Source organism: Shewanella sp. SR43-8 (assembly GCF_014163775.1).
In the GTDB taxonomy this organism is placed as follows: domain Bacteria; phylum Pseudomonadota; class Gammaproteobacteria; order Enterobacterales; family Shewanellaceae; genus Shewanella; species Shewanella vesiculosa.
The window spans coordinates 256,870-273,774 of record NZ_JACJDX010000001.1 but is presented as its reverse complement, the minus strand read 5'-3'; the positions used below and the strand labels follow the sequence as shown (position 1 = coordinate 273,774).

Annotated in this window: 13 protein-coding genes and 1 tRNA gene; 9 read left to right on the top strand and 5 right to left on the bottom strand. The window is 40.8% G+C overall.

The window, feature by feature from the left end; genetic code table 11:
* Positions 1–709: 709 nt before the first annotated feature.
* The 3 genes from H5114_RS01160 to cydX are packed head-to-tail and all read left to right on the top strand — an operon-like array spanning position 710 to position 3,549.
* Positions 710–2,266, top strand: a complete 1,557-nt coding sequence (locus H5114_RS01160; protein ID WP_124016871.1) for a cytochrome ubiquinol oxidase subunit I — start codon at positions 710–712, stop codon at positions 2,264–2,266.
* A 15-nt stretch (positions 2,267–2,281) separates the two neighbouring features.
* A complete protein-coding gene (gene cydB, locus H5114_RS01155; protein WP_124016872.1) occupies positions 2,282–3,421 on the top strand; it encodes a cytochrome d ubiquinol oxidase subunit II in 1,140 nt (379 codons plus the stop codon).
* Positions 3,422–3,438: 17 nt separating this feature from the next.
* Entirely contained in the window at positions 3,439–3,549 is a 111-nt protein-coding gene (cydX, locus tag H5114_RS01150; protein ID WP_124016873.1) for a cytochrome bd-I oxidase subunit CydX, read from the top strand.
* A gap of 538 nt (positions 3,550–4,087) precedes the next feature.
* On the opposite strand, the gene H5114_RS01145 is transcribed toward cydX, so the two are convergent.
* Positions 4,088–6,094 carry a methyl-accepting chemotaxis protein gene (locus tag H5114_RS01145; RefSeq protein ID WP_182721993.1) on the bottom strand — a complete coding sequence of 669 codons (2,007 nt, stop codon included), beginning with the start codon at positions 6,092–6,094 and terminating at the stop codon, positions 4,088–4,090.
* Between the two features lie 375 nt (positions 6,095–6,469).
* Between H5114_RS01145 and H5114_RS01140 the strand changes: the two genes are divergently transcribed.
* Entirely contained in the window at positions 6,470–6,628 is a 159-nt protein-coding gene (locus tag H5114_RS01140) for a hypothetical protein (protein ID WP_220492411.1), read from the top strand.
* 83 nt (positions 6,629–6,711) lie between these two features.
* On the opposite strand, the gene H5114_RS01135 is transcribed toward H5114_RS01140, so the two are convergent.
* Both H5114_RS01135 and H5114_RS01130 read right to left on the bottom strand, forming a co-directional pair.
* Complete coding sequence (locus H5114_RS01135) at positions 6,712–9,780, bottom strand: efflux RND transporter permease subunit (RefSeq protein WP_182721992.1); 3,069 nt, start codon at positions 9,778–9,780, stop codon at positions 6,712–6,714.
* Positions 9,777–10,898 (bottom strand): efflux RND transporter periplasmic adaptor subunit, encoded by a 1,122-nt coding sequence (locus H5114_RS01130; RefSeq protein ID WP_182721991.1) that lies wholly within the window; start codon positions 10,896–10,898, stop codon positions 9,777–9,779. The genes H5114_RS01135 and H5114_RS01130 overlap by 4 nt, the downstream gene beginning before the upstream one ends.
* A 244-nt stretch (positions 10,899–11,142) precedes the next feature.
* On the opposite strand from H5114_RS01130, the gene H5114_RS01125 reads away from it, so the two are divergent.
* Both H5114_RS01125 and H5114_RS01120 read left to right on the top strand, forming a co-directional pair.
* Positions 11,143–11,793, top strand: a complete 651-nt coding sequence (locus tag H5114_RS01125) for a TetR/AcrR family transcriptional regulator (protein ID WP_182721990.1) — start codon at positions 11,143–11,145, stop codon at positions 11,791–11,793.
* A 106-nt stretch (positions 11,794–11,899) separates the two neighbouring features.
* Complete coding sequence (locus H5114_RS01120; protein ID WP_124016886.1) at positions 11,900–12,844, top strand: DUF6268 family outer membrane beta-barrel protein; 945 nt, start codon at positions 11,900–11,902, stop codon at positions 12,842–12,844.
* 123 nt (positions 12,845–12,967) lie between these two features.
* Here H5114_RS01120 and H5114_RS01115 read toward each other — a convergent pair whose 3' ends face one another.
* Positions 12,968–13,414, bottom strand: a complete 447-nt coding sequence (locus tag H5114_RS01115; RefSeq protein WP_182697980.1) for an LPP20 family lipoprotein — start codon at positions 13,412–13,414, stop codon at positions 12,968–12,970.
* The gene (locus H5114_RS01110) at positions 13,411–14,121 is read right to left on the bottom strand and encodes a FlgO family outer membrane protein (RefSeq protein ID WP_182721989.1); all 711 of its coding nucleotides are present in this window, start codon (positions 14,119–14,121) and stop codon (positions 13,411–13,413) included. The genes H5114_RS01115 and H5114_RS01110 overlap by 4 nt, the downstream gene beginning before the upstream one ends.
* A gap of 268 nt (positions 14,122–14,389) precedes the next feature.
* Here H5114_RS01110 and H5114_RS01105 point away from each other — a divergent pair, with 268 nt between their 5' ends.
* The 3 genes from H5114_RS01105 (at position 14,390) to H5114_RS01095 (ending at position 16,860) form a co-directional block, all read left to right on the top strand.
* A complete protein-coding gene (locus H5114_RS01105) occupies positions 14,390–15,598 on the top strand; it encodes a flagellar assembly protein FlgT (RefSeq protein WP_259395201.1) in 1,209 nt (402 codons plus the stop codon).
* A 69-nt stretch (positions 15,599–15,667) separates the two neighbouring features.
* Positions 15,668–15,743 (top strand) — tRNA-Arg (locus H5114_RS01100).
* 214 nt (positions 15,744–15,957) lie between these two features.
* A complete protein-coding gene (locus H5114_RS01095; protein ID WP_182721988.1) occupies positions 15,958–16,860 on the top strand; it encodes a hypothetical protein in 903 nt (300 codons plus the stop codon).
* Positions 16,861–16,905 lie beyond the last annotated feature (45 nt).

Below are 16,905 nucleotides of genomic sequence, written 5' to 3'. Positions count from 1 at the left end.
TCTTAACTGTGTGGAAATTATACAGTTACCTTATTGCTGGCTCAAACGAGAAAAAATGATTCTTGTCATTAGTTAATCTAATGGTTTGTTGGCGTTGTTTTTTTATATTTATTATATTTGAATTATAAGTTATTGATTATTAATATTTAGTTTAATTCATTTAAAATTAACATTATTTAAATAATTTATTAATTATTATTGAGTTGTTGGTTTTTATACTTTCTTTTAACAATAGTGATGAGTTGGGTTTTTTATGGCGACCTATATTTAATCGATTTATCTTCCTAGCAATTGGCTTGTTTTTGTCAATACCTCAAGAGGGGGGTGCGAGAGATGTTCAAAAAGTTTTACAGAAAATATGACCATTTTTTTGATAAATTGTGATCCATCTGACAACAACTGGAGATCATTTAAGAGTGATTTTCACTGTAAAGGCCTGATTTTTTATATCAAAATATTATCCATTCGAAAAATCTAATGTTTATCACATTTTTGACTAAAAAATATGATCTCCTAGGTATTTATACCGTAAGATACAAGGCGTTTAAGATTGCACTTGAAAACACAGGCAAACAGATTAATTTATCATTTTTACTCATTGGTGAGTTATCCACTGCTTCAATATGACCGTTTTCAGGTATAACATCATCATTATAGTAACCCCGTGTTACTGTGTAGTATTTGGTTGTACTGAAGTAAGGAGCCGCCAATGATTATCGAAGAGGTCGTTGAGCTATCGCGTTTTCAATTTGCGTTGACAGCCATGTATCATTTTCTATTTGTTCCACTCACCCTAGGTTTAGCTTTCATCCTTGCGATTATGGAATCACTGTATGTGATGACGAATAAGCAAATCTATAAAGACATGACAAAATTTTGGGGTAAGTTGTTTGGGATTAACTTTGCTCTAGGTGTTTCTACGGGTTTAGCAATGGAATTCCAGTTTGGTACTAACTGGTCCTACTATTCTCACTATGTAGGTGACATTTTTGGTGCGCCTCTGGCCATTGAAGGCTTAATGGCTTTCTTCCTCGAGTCAACGTTAGTCGGGATGTTCTTTTTCGGTTGGGATCGTTTTAGTAAACGTCAGCATTTAGTGGTCACATGGCTTGTTGCCATCGGCTCTAATATGTCAGCCTTATGGATCTTGATTGCCAATGGTTGGATGCAAAATCCAGTAGGTTCAGTATTTAACTATGAAACCATGCGCATGGAGATGGTTGATTTTGGCGCCGTAGTGTTTAACCCTGTCGCGCAAGTTAAGTTTGTTCATACAGTAGCCTCTGGTTATGTTGCTGGTTCGATGTTTGTGTTAGCTATTAGCTCCTACTACATATTAAAAGGGCGTGACTTACCGTTTGCTCGGCGCTCATTTGCTGTTGCAGCAAGCTTTGGTATGGCAGCGATTTTATCGGTTATCGTATTAGGCGATGAGTCGGGTTATAAAGTCGGCGAAGTTCAACGTGTTAAGTTAGCAGCTATTGAAGCTGAGTGGCACACTGAGCCTGCTCCTGCAGCCTTTACTGTCGTTGGTTTTCCTAATCAAGAAACCATGGAAACCGACTATGCGATTAAAATCCCTTATGCCATGGGTATTATTGCAACGCGAACATTAGACGAAGAAGTGACGGGTATTAAGGATCTTATTAAAGATCACGAAGTACGAATTCGTAACGGTATGGTTGCCTACGGATTGCTTGAAAAACTACGTGCTGGTGATAAATCAGCAGAGGTTAGAGAGCAATTTGAAGCGACTAAAATCGATTTAGGTTATGGTTTCTTGCTTAAGCGTTATACCGACAAAGTGGTTGATGCTACCGAAGAGCAGATTAAAGCGGCCTCTTATGATTCTATTCCAACTGTCGCACCTATGTTCTGGAGTTTCCGGATTATGGTGGCAGCAGGGGTGATTATGTTGTTTGTGTTTGCAGCCGCTTTCTGGCAAAGCACTCGTCATCAAATCGCTGAGAAGAAATGGGTACTGCGTGCAGCACTTTATAGCTTGCCACTTCCTTGGATTGCCATTGAAGCCGGTTGGTTTGTGTCAGAGTTTGGTCGCCAACCTTGGACTATTTCTGAAGTGCTTCCGACCTTTATGTCGGCGTCTAGTTTAACCACGGCGGATCTTTGGTTTAGTATTATTTCGATTACGGTGTTCTATACCATTTTACTGGTGATAGAGGCTTTCTTAATGTTCAAGTTTGCTCGTCTTGGCCCTAGTAGCTTAAAGACTGGCCGTTACCATTTCGAAACCCAAGATGCTTAATCTGAGGACCTGATTATGTTTGATTACGAAGTATTAAGATTTATTTGGTGGGCGTTAATCGGTGTATTATTGATTGGTTTCACCGTGACAGATGGCTTTGATCTGGGCGTGGGGATATTGTTACCTATTATAGGTAAAGACGATACCGATCGCCGTATCATGATCAACACAATTGCTCCGCACTGGGATGGTAACCAAGTTTGGTTAATCACTGCTGGTGGTGCATTATTTGCAGCTTGGCCTATGGTTTACGCAGTGGCGTTTTCTGGTTTTTATGTGGCAATGATGCTGGTGTTGTTCGCACTCTTTTTGCGTCCTGTTGGCTTTGATTACCGCTCTAAAATTGAAGATCCAAAATGGCGCAAAACATGGGACAAGGCATTATTTGTCGGCTGTTTCGTACCACCATTAATCATTGGTGTTGCATTTGGTAACTTACTCCAAGGTGTACCGTTTAACTTTGATGAATATTTACGTGCTACCTACCATGGCGGTCTATTCGGTTTATTAAATCCGTTTGGGTTATTAGCCGGTCTTGTGAGTGTCACTATGGTGATAATGCAAGGGTCTACATGGTTACAAATGAAGACGGACGGCGAGCTTCGTGTGCGCAGTGCTAAGACATCACAAATTTGTGGCAGTCTATTAGTGGTTCTGTTTGGTGCAGCAGGCTTTTGGTTGGTCAATGGTATTGATGGTTATGTGATCACTTCAGCTCTTGACGTCGCTGGAGTATCAAATCCAACCACTAAAACGGTAGCGGTTGAAGCCGGTGGTTGGTTGATAAACTACGATAAATATCCTTTGACTATGCTATTTCCTGTATTAGGTTTGTTAATGCCAGTACTAGTGGTATTAGCCAGTCGTTTGAATCGTAGTGGTTTTGCATTCTTTTTCAGCTCGCTTGCTGTTGCGGGGGTGATTTTAACGTGTGGTGCTGCTATGTTCCCATTTGTTATGCCTTCATCATTAGAGCCTAATGTGAGCTTAACTATGTGGGATGCTACTGCTAGCCAAATGTCACTTAAAGTAATGACCGTTGCCGCTATCATCTTCGTACCGACTGTCCTAAGTTATACCATTTGGACTTATTACAAGATGTTTGGCCGCTTAAATCGTGAGTTTATTGAAAACAATAAAAACTCACTTTATTAAATTAAGGAGCAACATTTATGTGGTATTTTGCTTGGATTCTTGGTGTATTGTTAGCGTGTTCATTCGGTATTATCAACGCGTTATGGCTTGAGAATACTGAAAATATGGATCGTAACAGCGACAACTAATCGCGACATCTGTAATTGAAAAACCGTCTTGGTAACAAGGCGGTTTTTTATTGGCTTTTGTTTGGTAGGTAATAAAGCACACTTCTAAACAGGCTTGATAGTAGTCGAATAATCAAGCCAGTTACCAACTTATCTTGGTTATTCATTCAGCCTATAGCTAACCTGATCGAGCAAGTATAAAGTTACTTTACGTTATGTTGATGTCTATAAAGATAGAGCCCAATCGATGTAGGACAAGATGTCTTAGAGGGAGGAGATCGATTTAGGGCGCCGATGTAGGGGATTGATGCAGAAGGCTGAGAAAGATAACTGAAAACGATAACTGAAAACAATCATAACAGTGGGATGGCACCACAATAATAATGCAATCAATATAGTGATAATTGAGTCTTGTAGAAGAGATAAATCGTGCTGTGCTGTACTTGAATATTAGTGATATTTGAGTCGCGTGGTAATCGGGTATCATGGGCCTGAAGAGCATTTTATTGGATCAGAACCCAATCGCTGAGCTCTGATCCCTGTTATCAATTTCAGTCAACTACACGACTTTAAATACTCCAATTTGTTGTTTGATGCTGACCGCAAGTGCGGTTAATTGTTCTGCATCACTGACCGCTTTTGTTGCCCGTTCATCACTATTTTGTGCCAACGTCGCTATAGTATGCAAGCTATGAGACACCTCATCTGCCACTGTGCTTTGTTGATTAGTAGCACTGGCTATACTGGATGAGAATATTGCCATTTCACCGATACTCTGATTAATCTGACTGAGTTGGAGATTGACGATATTAGCTTGTTCAGCTGAAGATGCTCCTAACTGCTGGCACTCGACCATTTGTGTCGCGGTAAATTTTACTTGATGCTGTAATTTAGCTATCGTCGAGCTAATCTCACTAATTGAACGCTGCGTTCTTTGCGCAAGAGAGCGCACCTCATCAGCCACAACGGCAAAACCACGACCTTGTTCTCCTGCTCTAGCAGCTTCAATAGCAGCGTTTAATGCTAGCAAGTTAGTTTGTTCTGCAATGCCATTAATCACTTCAGTTACTTTACTAATAGCTTGGCTCTCACTGCTGACACTTTCAATATTTTTTTGACTTTGGATGAGTTGCTCACTTAAAGATTGCAGCGCTGTGACCTCTTGGCTTAACTGAGCATGCCCTTGAGCTGATGCACTATCAATTTCCTGCGCTTGCTGTGCTCCTTGACTAGCATTTTGGGCGACGTCTTTAATCGAAGAAGACATCTCTTCGATAGCCGTCGCAATTTGCTCTGTTTGGTTTAACAGTGCTTTTGCTTCATGACCATTTAACTTTGATGTTTGTTGGCTTTGATTGGCTTGGTTTTCTAAGCTAATAACCGACTGTTTTAATGATTCAATTAAACTCGCCAAACTCGCAGCCATTTGGGTCACACTGATAGTGATGTGATCAACTTCATTACCACTGCTTTCAGAGCACTGCATGAATGTTTGTGAAAGATCGCCTTGACCTAATTTAGCGATTTGTTGCTGTAGATTTTTTAATGGCTTCATCGCACGATTGATCACCATAAACAGTAAAACAGCAATCAGAACTATGCCTATCAATGCTAAAATCACGTTAATTTTTAGCATAGCTAAACTTTCATTATTTAATTCTTTGGTTGGCACATAGCCAACCATGGTCCAATTCCAACCGGCAATCTTTATTGAATAAGCATACATCTCTTCATCCGATAATGAAGTGTAAACCCAGCTGCCTTTATCTGTGAGTGCCTGTTCAAGCGATAAACCATTAAACAATGATTCAGTAAAAGGCGCTTCAGTGTTCAAATCGCGATGAGAAATAACTTGTTTATCAGAATTACGGATAATGGCATAAGATCCTGACTCTTCGAGTGTGAGTGTTTTAAGTGCATTCTGGATTTGCAGAATTGATTGGCTAATGTCATAACCGATAAAAAGGATAGCATTAACTTTGCCGCTGCTGTCTTTTACTGGGCTATAAATTGTCATGTAATCTTTGCCAAAAAGCTTGGCATAGCCTTCGTATTTTTGACCACTAATTAATTGCTTATAGCCTGGGTGATTAACCCCCAGATAAGTCCCTAGCGCACGGTTACCATCCGTTTTTTTCAGTGATGTTGACACTCGAACAAAATCATCATTATCACGAGCAAATATAGTCGCTACGCCGCCAGTTAGTTGCGAAAAGCGGTCTACATTATTATTTTCATTATTAACTTGTTCATTATCATGTAAAAGAACCGGAGTCTTAACGCCTAACACGTCAACGGATTTATTTTCTATCGAGAATTGTCCTGGATATAAAGTACGAAGAATATCAGAGCTGCGTTTCGCCGAAGACAACATACTGTCGTATTCCAGTTCAAGTAAATGAGTATTACTGTCCATTTGTGATTGTATAGCTTTGATCGCTTTATCATGTAATACAGTGGAAGCGGTTAGATATGAAAAACAAGACATAGCGGTGAAAATAATAACGGATGACAACACGACAAGAGAGCCTATTTGTTTTGAAATAGGCCAGTTTTTATAGTTCATATGCTCTTTCTCATAATTATTGTGATGATTAATCTAAATAGATATGGTTCGCTCAATTTAATATACCGCGTAAATGTAAAGATTGTCTGGTATGAAGCCAAAAGTGTGAAACAAAAGAAGATTCATGTTCTATGGGTACATTTATCGCATAATACGACTAGGAATTTTAAATTTAGACTGTTTTTTTAGGTTAATCAATAACGCTTATGTTAACTATATCTAAATTAGCACCTGCCTTTTTGCTCGGGCCACTACTAGCAAGTATTAAGAGGGTAGAGCTAACCATAATATATTAAGTTGAATTGAATTATTATCTTGTTTATTTGACCAAATTGTCGATTTATACCTAATTGCACGGTGCAGGTTAGGGAAGTCATGTGGCTTATAAGGCTGGACGAGAAAGTATGTTGGGCCGGTGACATGCTCGACAAGTATTCAGATTTAACCTTGGTTGATTATGGCTTTGTTTACCACAGAGACATTAATTTCCCTCAAGACGACACCAATTGGTTCTTGTTAGAGAAAACCGTTTAATTTATGTTTGAGTTTTGTGCTTACTGCCCTAAACCGGATTTTTACTGCCAGTTTAGGGCGAAATCTTTATTTTGTATTGAACATTAAATCGAAATTGGCTTCTTGATAAGGTTGACCTTAGGTTTCATCAACAAGGTATACATTACTGGCACCCAAATCAGTGACAACATGGTCGCCAAAAGCGTACCGCCAGCAATGGCTATGGCAAATGGCGGCCAAAAGCCACCACCTGCAATAATTAGCGGTAAAAAGCCGCCTATAGTCGTGATGGTGGTGGAGCCAATATGACGACCACAACTGCTCACTGTACTGATGATTAACTCAACATTACCATGACGCGCCTCGGGTATATCTTCTAATTCAGCCAAAATAACAATCGCAGCATTAATGGCTAAGCCCATTAATCCCAATAAACCGATAATAACGGTAAACCCAAACGGATAGCCAAATACATACACGGATAATAAACCTAAACCCGCCGATTGAAATGCACTCAGTAAAATGATTGCCGTTAATCTAAATGAGTTAAATGACAGCACCACAGTGGCTAGTAATAAGGTGACAACTAACACTACATTTGACAATAAATTACCCACTGCCTCATTACGTTTTGCACTTTCGCCGCCAATTTCAAGATGATATCCCGCCGGAATAGACAAATTAGCAATGGTATCCTTAACCTCGTTTAATACTTGTGCAGGCAGTACTCCACTGGTGATATAAGCTTCAATAGTGTTGACGCGTTCGCCATTTCTGCGGGGGATTGCGCCGCGACTCACATTGATTTCGTTATAAGATAATGCCGCTAGCGGTATACCTGAACCCGAAGGCGATACCAGATTTATCTCGGCTAAACGTGTGGCTTGTTCGCGACTGTTGTCGCCTAAACGAACACGAATGGGCAGTGATTCTGTTTGCTCTAAAATGCTGCCACCAATTATACCGGTAGTCGCCATTTGAATTTGATTGGCAATATCGCTAAGGCTCAGGCCGCTCATTAAGCTGGCATCTTCATTGACTTGTAACCACACTTTTGGCGCACCAGAACTTAGTGTTGCGCGAGTATGGATCACATCGGGTGTTGCAACTAAAATCCCGCGCACTTGTTCACCCAGTGCTTTCAATGTGTCCAGATTGGGGCCGTATATACGCAACTCTACCGGAGCGTTAAAAGGAGGGCCTTGTTCCAGTTTTCGAACCAAGATTTGGGCTTGTGGAAACTCGACATCAAACTCTTTCTGTAATTGTAAAATTAATCGATTAGCCGCCGCAAAATCGGTTACTTTAATCATTGCTTGGGCATAGTTAGTTGCCCCTTGCTGCCGTTGAGTTAAATTGTAATAGAAAGAGGGCGTGTTACCCCCGACAACCCAAGTCGCAGCCACAATATCGTCAATTTTTTGCAGTTTATTATCAATCAGTTTTACCTGTTCTAGGGTGTTTTCAATGCTCACATGCGGCGCTAAGTAGACTTCAATTTGGAACATATCGCGGTCAGACGGAGGGAAAAATTGTTCTGTCATTTTTCCCGCGGCAAAAAAACCGACAATAGGTAATATACCGATAACAATCGCAGTCAGTATTGGCCGTGTTAACGCAAAGTAAAGGCTGGCTGTATATGCTTGGCTGATTTTGGGAAATGCCATACCTTGTTGATACCAAGCCGTTGGTTTTTCACTGCGGCTAAAGCGCCCAGCAAGGCCTGCGATAATGGTATGCGAAATAATATATGACCCCAGCAATGCAAACATCACCGAAATTGCGATACCACCAACAAACTCACCCGCTGCACCTGGCATTAACACAATTGGTGCAAAAGCTAACATGGTGGTAATGGTTGAACCCGCCAGTGGCAGCCATAAGTGGTGCAGAGTTTTAGATACCGCTTCAAGTTTGCTCATACCTTGCTGACGGCGTTGCGCAATGGCATCAACAATCACAATTGCGTTATCAACCATAATACCCAGCGCAACCACTAACCCTGTTACCGACATTTGATGGATCGGTAGTCCAGTATATTTCATGCAGGTGAGAGTAAACAGTGCGGTTAGTGGTAATGATATTGCTACAATCACTGCATTACGTAGGCCTAATGTCAGCATTAATACCAGTAAAATAATCACAAACCCTTGCAGCAGATTAATCACCAAGTCGCCTAAGCGATCGCTGGTATAGCTTTGTTGGTCAAATAACCATTGCACCTTAATATTGGCCGGCAAGTTTACTGAAAACTCGTCAATGGCGTTGCTCACGTGCTGTTGCCATACATCGACGCGGTTATTATTGAGCATGCGCGCAGAGACTAATACGCCTTGTTGACTGTCGATTAAAGCAATACTCGATGCAGGCGTTTTAGCTTGGCGGCTAATATTGGCCACATCGCCTAAGCGAATAATTTGGCCGTAATCGTCTACTTTTAACGGCACTTGGCGGATACGGTTTTGTGAGTCTAATTCACCAGAAACCTCAACTAAGGCTCTAAACTGGTTGTTATTAATTTCACCGGCGGAAATTTTGCTGTCGGCATTATTTAAAATTGCCGCGATACCTGCGGGAGTTAAATGCAGTTGACTGATTTTATTACCATCTAATTCTACTAAAATCTCTTCTTCAGGTGCGCCATACAACTTTGCAAAGTCAGTACCGCTGAGTAATCTTAAGCGACTTTGTAATTCTTTGGCGTACCGATTAAGAATATCGACTCTTACTGGGCTGTCATCGGCCCAAACCAGTCCTAAAATAGCGGTATTGGCATACCCTAGCTGATCATCTAATACACTGTTTTGTGCTGCAACGGGTAACAGTGATTTACTGTCGGCAATAAGATCTCGTGCCCGTGACCATACTGGAGCGGTATCGGTAACGGTATCTTTTAATTCTAACTGGATCACCGAAATACCCGGTCGAGAAGTTGACTGGACTAGCTTCAACTCTTCTAAACGGCGAAGTTGATTTTCGAGTACTTCGGTCACGAGTGCTTCAACGCGTTCTGCTGATGCCCCAGGGTATTGAGTAATAACCGATGAAAATCGGTTCGTAATATGTGGGTCTTCCGTACGCGGTAAGCTTGAAATTGCTCCTAAGCCAGCAACAATTAATAATGCAATAAATAAACTGGTTAGGCGGCCATTTTCTAAAAATGCTTTAATCATAATGCCCCCGTTTTCTCAGCTTGAGCTAGGGTGACTTTTTGATTAACCACTAACTTATGCAAGCCTTGAGAGACAATGATATCGGTTGGTTTTATGGCGCCTTGAATATACGCTTGTTGTTCATTGGTATAGATAATTTCAACATCGCGACGTTCAATGGTATAAAAACCTTGCTCAGCTTTAACTAAGGCAAACACGTTCCATAACCCGCGTACGCCATCGGTTAATGCCGACATCGGCACCCAGTAACCAGATGCAGGCACATCTTGTTGATAAGCCAAATAAGCTATTTCGCCATTGATTACTCTGGCTGAGTCGGGCAAATGAATACGCAACTGCACCGTGCGACTAATAGTATTGACCTCGGCACTAATACCGGCAATTTTAGCGGTAAAGGTTTGTTTACCTACCCGGACATCTACCATCTGCTCGGCGGCTAACTGCTGTGCAATATCAATCGGTACCCCAATATAAGCTAAAGGCTCACTGTTACCCACTAAGGTAAAAACCGGACTGCCTAGCGCAATCACTTCGCCGACATTATGAAACCGCTGACTGATAGTGCCATTGAATGGGGCTAACAATGTCGATTTTTCAATTTTTAAATGGGTGGCACTTAAGCTGGCTTCTATTCGCTTTTGATTCGCTTGTAAGCTAATGACTTGTTGCTGGGTTTCATCAAGCTGCTGTTCAGACACATAATTTTGTTGTTTTAGTTTTTGAGTGCGAACTAAGGTGCTTTTGGCTAAATCGATATCCGCTTGGGTTTGTAATAAACTGGCTTGCAGTTGCTGTTGTTCGGCCGTTAATAACTCGATATCAAGTAGGGCTAATGTTTGACCTTTAGTCACAGTATCGCCACTGTCGACTGAGATATTGTTGAGCTTACCCGCAAGCTCAAAGCCAATACCTGTGGTATTGGCTGAGCGAATCGTGCCTGTATAGGTTTGCATATGCTGGTAATGGTCATTTAACACTAAGCTTTGCGATAACACCGCTTGATAGTCAATTGTATGCGAATGCTCTTTTACCTCAGAGCCACAACCGCTTAAAACGATTAAGCTTAAACTTAGCGCCCAGTATCGAATGATGGCAGTGAATGTCTTTGACGCGTTCATAAGTTTATTCCTTGCAAAGCAATTAATAGTGTCAATGTTGATTTGTTTTTCGCCGTTGGCATGAAAGATAATAAGTTCATAGGTTTTCAGCACAACGTAAAATGTAACTTTAATGTTAACTAGACTCGATAGTCTAATTTTATAAAACTAGACTGTCCAGTCTATTTTTGGTTACTATTAGGCTAAATGCTGATCAGCAATGCAGAGGCTTGATTTGCTTAATGAGCTAATTTATGGAACCAACATGACAAAACAACACACAGCGCTTAATCCCAGCGGACAGAACCACATCAGCCGCAGTGAGCAAAAGCGTGCCCAGGTGCTCGAGTCTGCGATTGATCTTTTTTGTCATCATGGTTTCCCTAACACCAGTATGGATGAAGTGGCCAAGCATGCCGGTGTATCAAAACAAACTGTTTACTCCCATTTTGGTTCTAAAGACGATTTATTTGTGTCTGCGATTGAATCAAAATGTGTTGTGCATCAACTCACCGACGATGCCTTAATTGATGCCAGCCAACCACAACAGGTTATTTTGTTATTTGCACAGCAGTTTGGTGAAATGATTGTTAGCAAAGAAGCCATGACAGTGTTTAAAACCTGTGTTGCTCAAGCCGATACTCACCCAGAAGTGTCTAGATTGTTTTATAATGCAGGCCCTAAGCATGTACTAGGATTGGTTCGAAACTACCTAACAAAAGTCAATGAACACAACGAATACTTTTTTGAAAACCCTCATGAAAGTGCGGTTAGATTGTGTTTAATGTTGTTTGGTGAGCTAAAATTACGCCTAGAGTTAGGCTTAGAAATAGAAGATTTAATCGTCACCAGACAACAATACCTGCAAGATACCGCCGACATGTTTTTACGAGCACATAAAGTGGGCGTAAAATAAACTCAACCTCAAGTTGAACTTAATTGGCCATATAGCAGTATTACTTGAGCAATTAAGCCAAAGTAATATTCAGTTTATTTCATTATTTGAAGGGAAGCAGATTAGTATGACGCTTTACAACACTAAGGTAATTTCTTCTCCGGCACAGAGTAAGTCACTGAATTTATCTGTACGGTCATTATTGTGCGTATCGGGTCTGCTGTTAAGTCAGCATGCTTTAGCGGCACCAGAACGTTCACCGTTTTCACTCACTGTTGCTCGTACATCAACGGGCACCGCTAATGTAGGCGCAGAGAGTGCTAACCCTAATCAGTTGCAACGAGATACATGGAAAACCAGTTTTTCGGCAAACATGCCACTTAATCGTCAGTGGTCTATAGGGGCAAACTTAGGCTACGATAATCTCGATTATGACTGGGATATTAACCAAAACAGCCTGTTACGCAGCAGTACTCAACCTTGGTCGACCATCCATCAGTACAGTGCCGGTTTGTCACTATCGTATCGCTTAGATAATCATTGGATGTTTCTCATCGCACCCAAATTACAGTATGCCTATGCTGATACGGCATCATCTTCAAATGCACAAAGTTATGGTGTCGTCGCCTCGGGGATGTACCGCTTTGATTCGGGTAATATGCTTGGTTTCGGTGTGGCATATTTAAATGATATTTCAGAAGTGCGCACCTTGCCTTATTTAGCCGTACGTTGGCAGATAAGCGATAAGTGGGTACTTGCTAACCCGTTCCAAGCTGGTTTTAGTGGCCCAGCAGGATTAGAGTTAAGTTATCAATATAATCGTGACTGGGATTTTGGCGTGGGCAGCTCAATGCGAACAGAGCGTTTTTTAATTGCTGACGATGACAAAACCATTGAAGTTGAAGAATGGGTAGGCTTTGCTCGCGCAGGTTGGCAAGCAACGACTAACGTTAGTCTTAATGCTTATGCTGGTTACTATTTTGGCGGTGAAATGCAGTTAAGTTATCCCGATGTCACTGAAGACATGGAAAACCAAGCCGCATTCGGTTTAGTGTTTAAACTGAACTTTTAACGATTAGTGGTAAACCATACAATAAAAAATGCCGCTGATATCAGCGGCATTTCTTGTAAAAGCTAATCTAGCAACTGAGCATTTATCTAATAAAATCGTCTTAACTACTAATGTAAATCGGCCCTAGAAGTAAGTCACTTCTTTTACCCGCTTAGGGCGATTTTGTTGCTCGTATAACTGCCATACTTGTTTAAAATCAAGTGCTAACTCAGTGACATAAAACTCACCGGCTGGGTAGGTTTTTACCACTTTAGCGCCGCGAATAATGCCACTCACGCTAGACTTAACGTTGTCGTCAGTTAATAACCACTCACTCACGTCGCTGTTTGCGGTAATCTTTTGGCCATACACTTGCTCTGCTAACTCACGATATGCAGCAATTTTTGATGCTTGCATTGCCATTAAAATACGATGCGATGGTTCTTTGCTTGGCTGAGTCGCTAAGGGTGCATAACCAATTGCGGTTAGGGTAGGGAACGAGGCTGGAGCTTCGGTTTCCCACTGGACATATTTATCCTTGCTTACACAGCCAGTTAACAGTACCAGCACAATTAACATTAACGACTTCATAGCTTATCTCCTAATACGGTATAACGACTGTCGCCCTTATTTTCGTGGCGATACAGTAAACCATTACGCGATTCAATCATTTCAGACGGTTGTAAATAACCCGATAAGCTCGACGCCGCCACAAATGATTGCACCGCAGAAACCACTCTATTATTGGTCACATTCACTATTCGGCCGTTAAAGACGATTCCTTCAGGTGTTAAGGTCATGGTTGATACCAAAACGTGCGCTACCGGTAAATCGGAACGCAGCAGCTCCCAATTTCGGCTCAACATAAATTCACCTTGCTCTGTTGCGCGTAAATTGGTTGCGACGTTTAAATCAACCAAATTAAACTCATGGGCATGGAATGCAGCAAGCAATCCTTGCTGTAATTGAAGGCCTAACTCATTGGATGTATTTAAATTGCTGGCCATTACCGGCGTAGAAATGAGCAGTGGTTCATCAGGGCGAAGGGCATCATTTTGCAATACTAATTCGTTGACTAACTTTTCTGCCCACACATTGACCTGGCCCTTAGGCGATATTCCAACAGCTTGTATATCATAAGCTAGCTTGTGCTGATAAACCTGATCTTCATCGACCACTTTGACAAATTTACCGTTATTACTAAAGGCAAGATTATTGGCAGCATTAGGCGTTTGGGTGCATGCAACTAACGTCAATGACGCCAGTATGACCGTGGGGACAATAAGCCTATTAATCATAATAATTCCTCTTACAAAAATGCCGCAAGTCTTGGTATAAATGAGCCATTTTATCGCCTTATTTATCGGTAACTAAGGTCAATTTTTTACTCTTTAATATTCGTTCCTTTATATCGGCAAATGCGTTAGAAGCTTTACTATAATTACCCTACATCTAAAAAAAACTATTAAAGCGGTTATAGGCACAATTTTTGCTTTGTAAAATATAGAGTAAGCTTAATTCATTTTATTAGGCCAAATAGACGTTTTTTTGACATTAGGACATCGTATGCTGATCCGACACAGCCCTACTAACCGAGCTAATCCCTTTAGTCATCTTGCTGTCATAGCCATATTATGTGCAAGTGGCTTGCTAGTGACAATGTCTGCATTTGCTGAACAAATTGAGGTGACTGGCAAAGCCAAAATTGTTAACGGCGATATTGATAAAGCCCGCGAAGACGCTATCAGCCAAGCATTAAATTATGCCAGCTTAAAAGCGGGAGTTAACTTTTCTAGCGAACAACAAATTAACCAAGGACGGCTTACTCAAGATACTTTTCAAATGCAGCGTATGGGCTCGGCCAATAATGTTGAATTAATGAGTGAAATGATCAGCGAGCATACTATTACTGTCATTTTACAGCTTGAGCTTAGCGAACAAGAGCCCGATGCCCAATGTAAAAGCCAATCACTCAAAGCTGCGATTATGCTGCCTCAAGCTTATTTACAAGAACGCGAACAATTACGCTATGGTCAATTAGCCCACTTTGAAGAGCGCATCACCGAACAATTAGGCAAAGCGATTAACGCGCAATCGCGATACAGTTTTGCCAGGCTACATGCAGATGAGAAAATTGATAATACCAATCAATTGGTCAATTTTAGAGGTAACCGCATACCCAGTTGGTTAGGTGAACTCACCGACAGCCAATATTTGCTGCAGCCCGAAATTATTGATATTTCAACTGAACCAGTACAAAGCAGTTATTTGGGCTTTGTAGAAGATGATCCACTGAGGCAATTTATCCTTAAATTAACCCTTTATCATGGCATTAGCGGTGAAGTGGTCTGGTCGGAATCATTTGCGACATCAGCCCCTTGGGAATTTGAACGACAAGAAATCGTCTCACCAGCTAATCAACGCTTTTGGCGATCATCTTATGGCCAGGCGATCAGTGATATTTTACAACAAAGCGTTATGTCGTTAGATAAGCAACTCAATTGCCGACCATTACTAGGCCAAATTGTGGCAAGAGATGGTGATCGCATTATCATTAATTTAGGCCGTAAAAATGGCGTTAAAATGGGTGATAAGTTCCAAATCGTCCTACAGAAAAACATCCCCGACAGATTCAACTCTATGCGCGCTATCGCGACTAAAAGTCGGGCGAATGTGGTTATCGAACAAGTGACCGAAGACAGTTCAACGGCAATCTTTGACGGTATCGACAGTGCATATAATATTCAAGTGAATGACATTGCAATTAAGAACTAGTTGGTTGTTAATTAAGCAATTAAATTTAAAAGGTTTAATTCGATTATAAACTCAGTATAATCACTGGGTCTCTCTATAGCTCAACAGGATAGAGCAGCCGCCTCCTAAGCGGCCGATCGGGGTTCGAGTCCCTGTGGGGAGACCATAACACCTCTTTTTACCTTAAAAATCAAACGCTTACTAAAATCGTCAAAAGTTGTGCCGCCTATGTGCCGCCTCTGGAAACCACTTTTTTGGAATTTTTTTTTAAGCATTCTTCAAAACTCCGCTTTTCGATAGTTTGAACCCAATCATGGACTCAAAGCCTATTTTTCGTTAAATTCCATTTAAGTCAAATAGCATGATGCGGTGAACATTAAATGGAAGTTTCAGAGATTAATTTACTGGCGAACAAAGAGTCATTAATCGATAACATTATCGATTTAATGCCCGAATCGTTGATAGGAAATATCGATAAAGACAACTTACCAAAAGAATTAGACATTTATGTAGAGCAAATATTTCGATTTGTCCTCAGTGTAAAAAGCTACTATACAGCCATATCAGATACGGATTCAGATGAAGTTATAGTCAAAGCACTTGCCAAAACTCCCCATGGACTATCAATATTTGATGAATTGCATGAGTCACGCTGTCAAGTTTGGGGCATGTCGATAAAACTATTTATAAGTATCATCGATAGCGAAAGTCCACTTAAGAGCAAAGTTAAAGAGATAGAAGCTACTCAATCGTTCGGCGAAGCATTAAGAGTTTGTTCACCTAAGTCTGAAGCATTTGTAACACCACAAATTAAAACTTTGATTGCTAGATTTACAGGCAAAACTTCAACTGAACACAGGCATGAATTGTTCAGATTGTTTAAGGGTATGTTGGTCTGTCAATTGAGTGGGCTAAATGAGCAAGCGGATATTTTTGCCGATATGTTAATAAAAGCATTTATTCTCAATCAACAATCACACGCCATACTAATGAGAGAGCAGATTATCAAGAATATTGCTGTTCTTGAGCAGAATAAACTAGCTGGTAAGAAAGGCGGAAAAAAAACTCAGCAAGGTTCTTTGGCAACATCGGAGGAAGCGATCGCACTTTTTCTATCTACTAACGAATTCACTTCTTACACTAAAGCTGCTGAGGCACTTTACCCTCAAATTGTAGAAATTGGCAAAAAACATGACTTCATTTTCAATAGTGTAGTTAATGGACATAGAACTGTGATTAATTGGTTTAGATCAACTGAGCGATTTAAAAAACAGAAAGTCTAAAGGTGTGAAAATACAGTCAAGCAGCTTAATGTATTTTTAAGCAGC

Coding starts and splice junctions, on each gene's coding strand:
- H5114_RS01160 (WP_124016871.1), top strand. CDS start 710: ATGATTATCGAAGAGGTCGTTGAGCTATCGCGTTTTCAATTTGCGTTG.
- cydB (WP_124016872.1), top strand. CDS start 2,282: ATGTTTGATTACGAAGTATTAAGATTTATTTGGTGGGCGTTAATCGGT.
- cydX (WP_124016873.1), top strand. CDS start 3,439: ATGTGGTATTTTGCTTGGATTCTTGGTGTATTGTTAGCGTGTTCATTC.
- H5114_RS01145 (WP_182721993.1), bottom strand. CDS start 6,094: ATGAACTATAAAAACTGGCCTATTTCAAAACAAATAGGCTCTCTTGTC.
- H5114_RS01140 (WP_220492411.1), top strand. CDS start 6,470: ATGTGGCTTATAAGGCTGGACGAGAAAGTATGTTGGGCCGGTGACATG.
- H5114_RS01135 (WP_182721992.1), bottom strand. CDS start 9,780: ATGATTAAAGCATTTTTAGAAAATGGCCGCCTAACCAGTTTATTTATT.
- H5114_RS01130 (WP_182721991.1), bottom strand. CDS start 10,898: ATGAACGCGTCAAAGACATTCACTGCCATCATTCGATACTGGGCGCTA.
- H5114_RS01125 (WP_182721990.1), top strand. CDS start 11,143: ATGACAAAACAACACACAGCGCTTAATCCCAGCGGACAGAACCACATC.
- H5114_RS01120 (WP_124016886.1), top strand. CDS start 11,900: ATGACGCTTTACAACACTAAGGTAATTTCTTCTCCGGCACAGAGTAAG.
- H5114_RS01115 (WP_182697980.1), bottom strand. CDS start 13,414: ATGAAGTCGTTAATGTTAATTGTGCTGGTACTGTTAACTGGCTGTGTA.
- H5114_RS01110 (WP_182721989.1), bottom strand. CDS start 14,121: ATGATTAATAGGCTTATTGTCCCCACGGTCATACTGGCGTCATTGACG.
- H5114_RS01105 (WP_259395201.1), top strand. CDS start 14,390: ATGCTGATCCGACACAGCCCTACTAACCGAGCTAATCCCTTTAGTCAT.
- H5114_RS01095 (WP_182721988.1), top strand. CDS start 15,958: ATGGAAGTTTCAGAGATTAATTTACTGGCGAACAAAGAGTCATTAATC.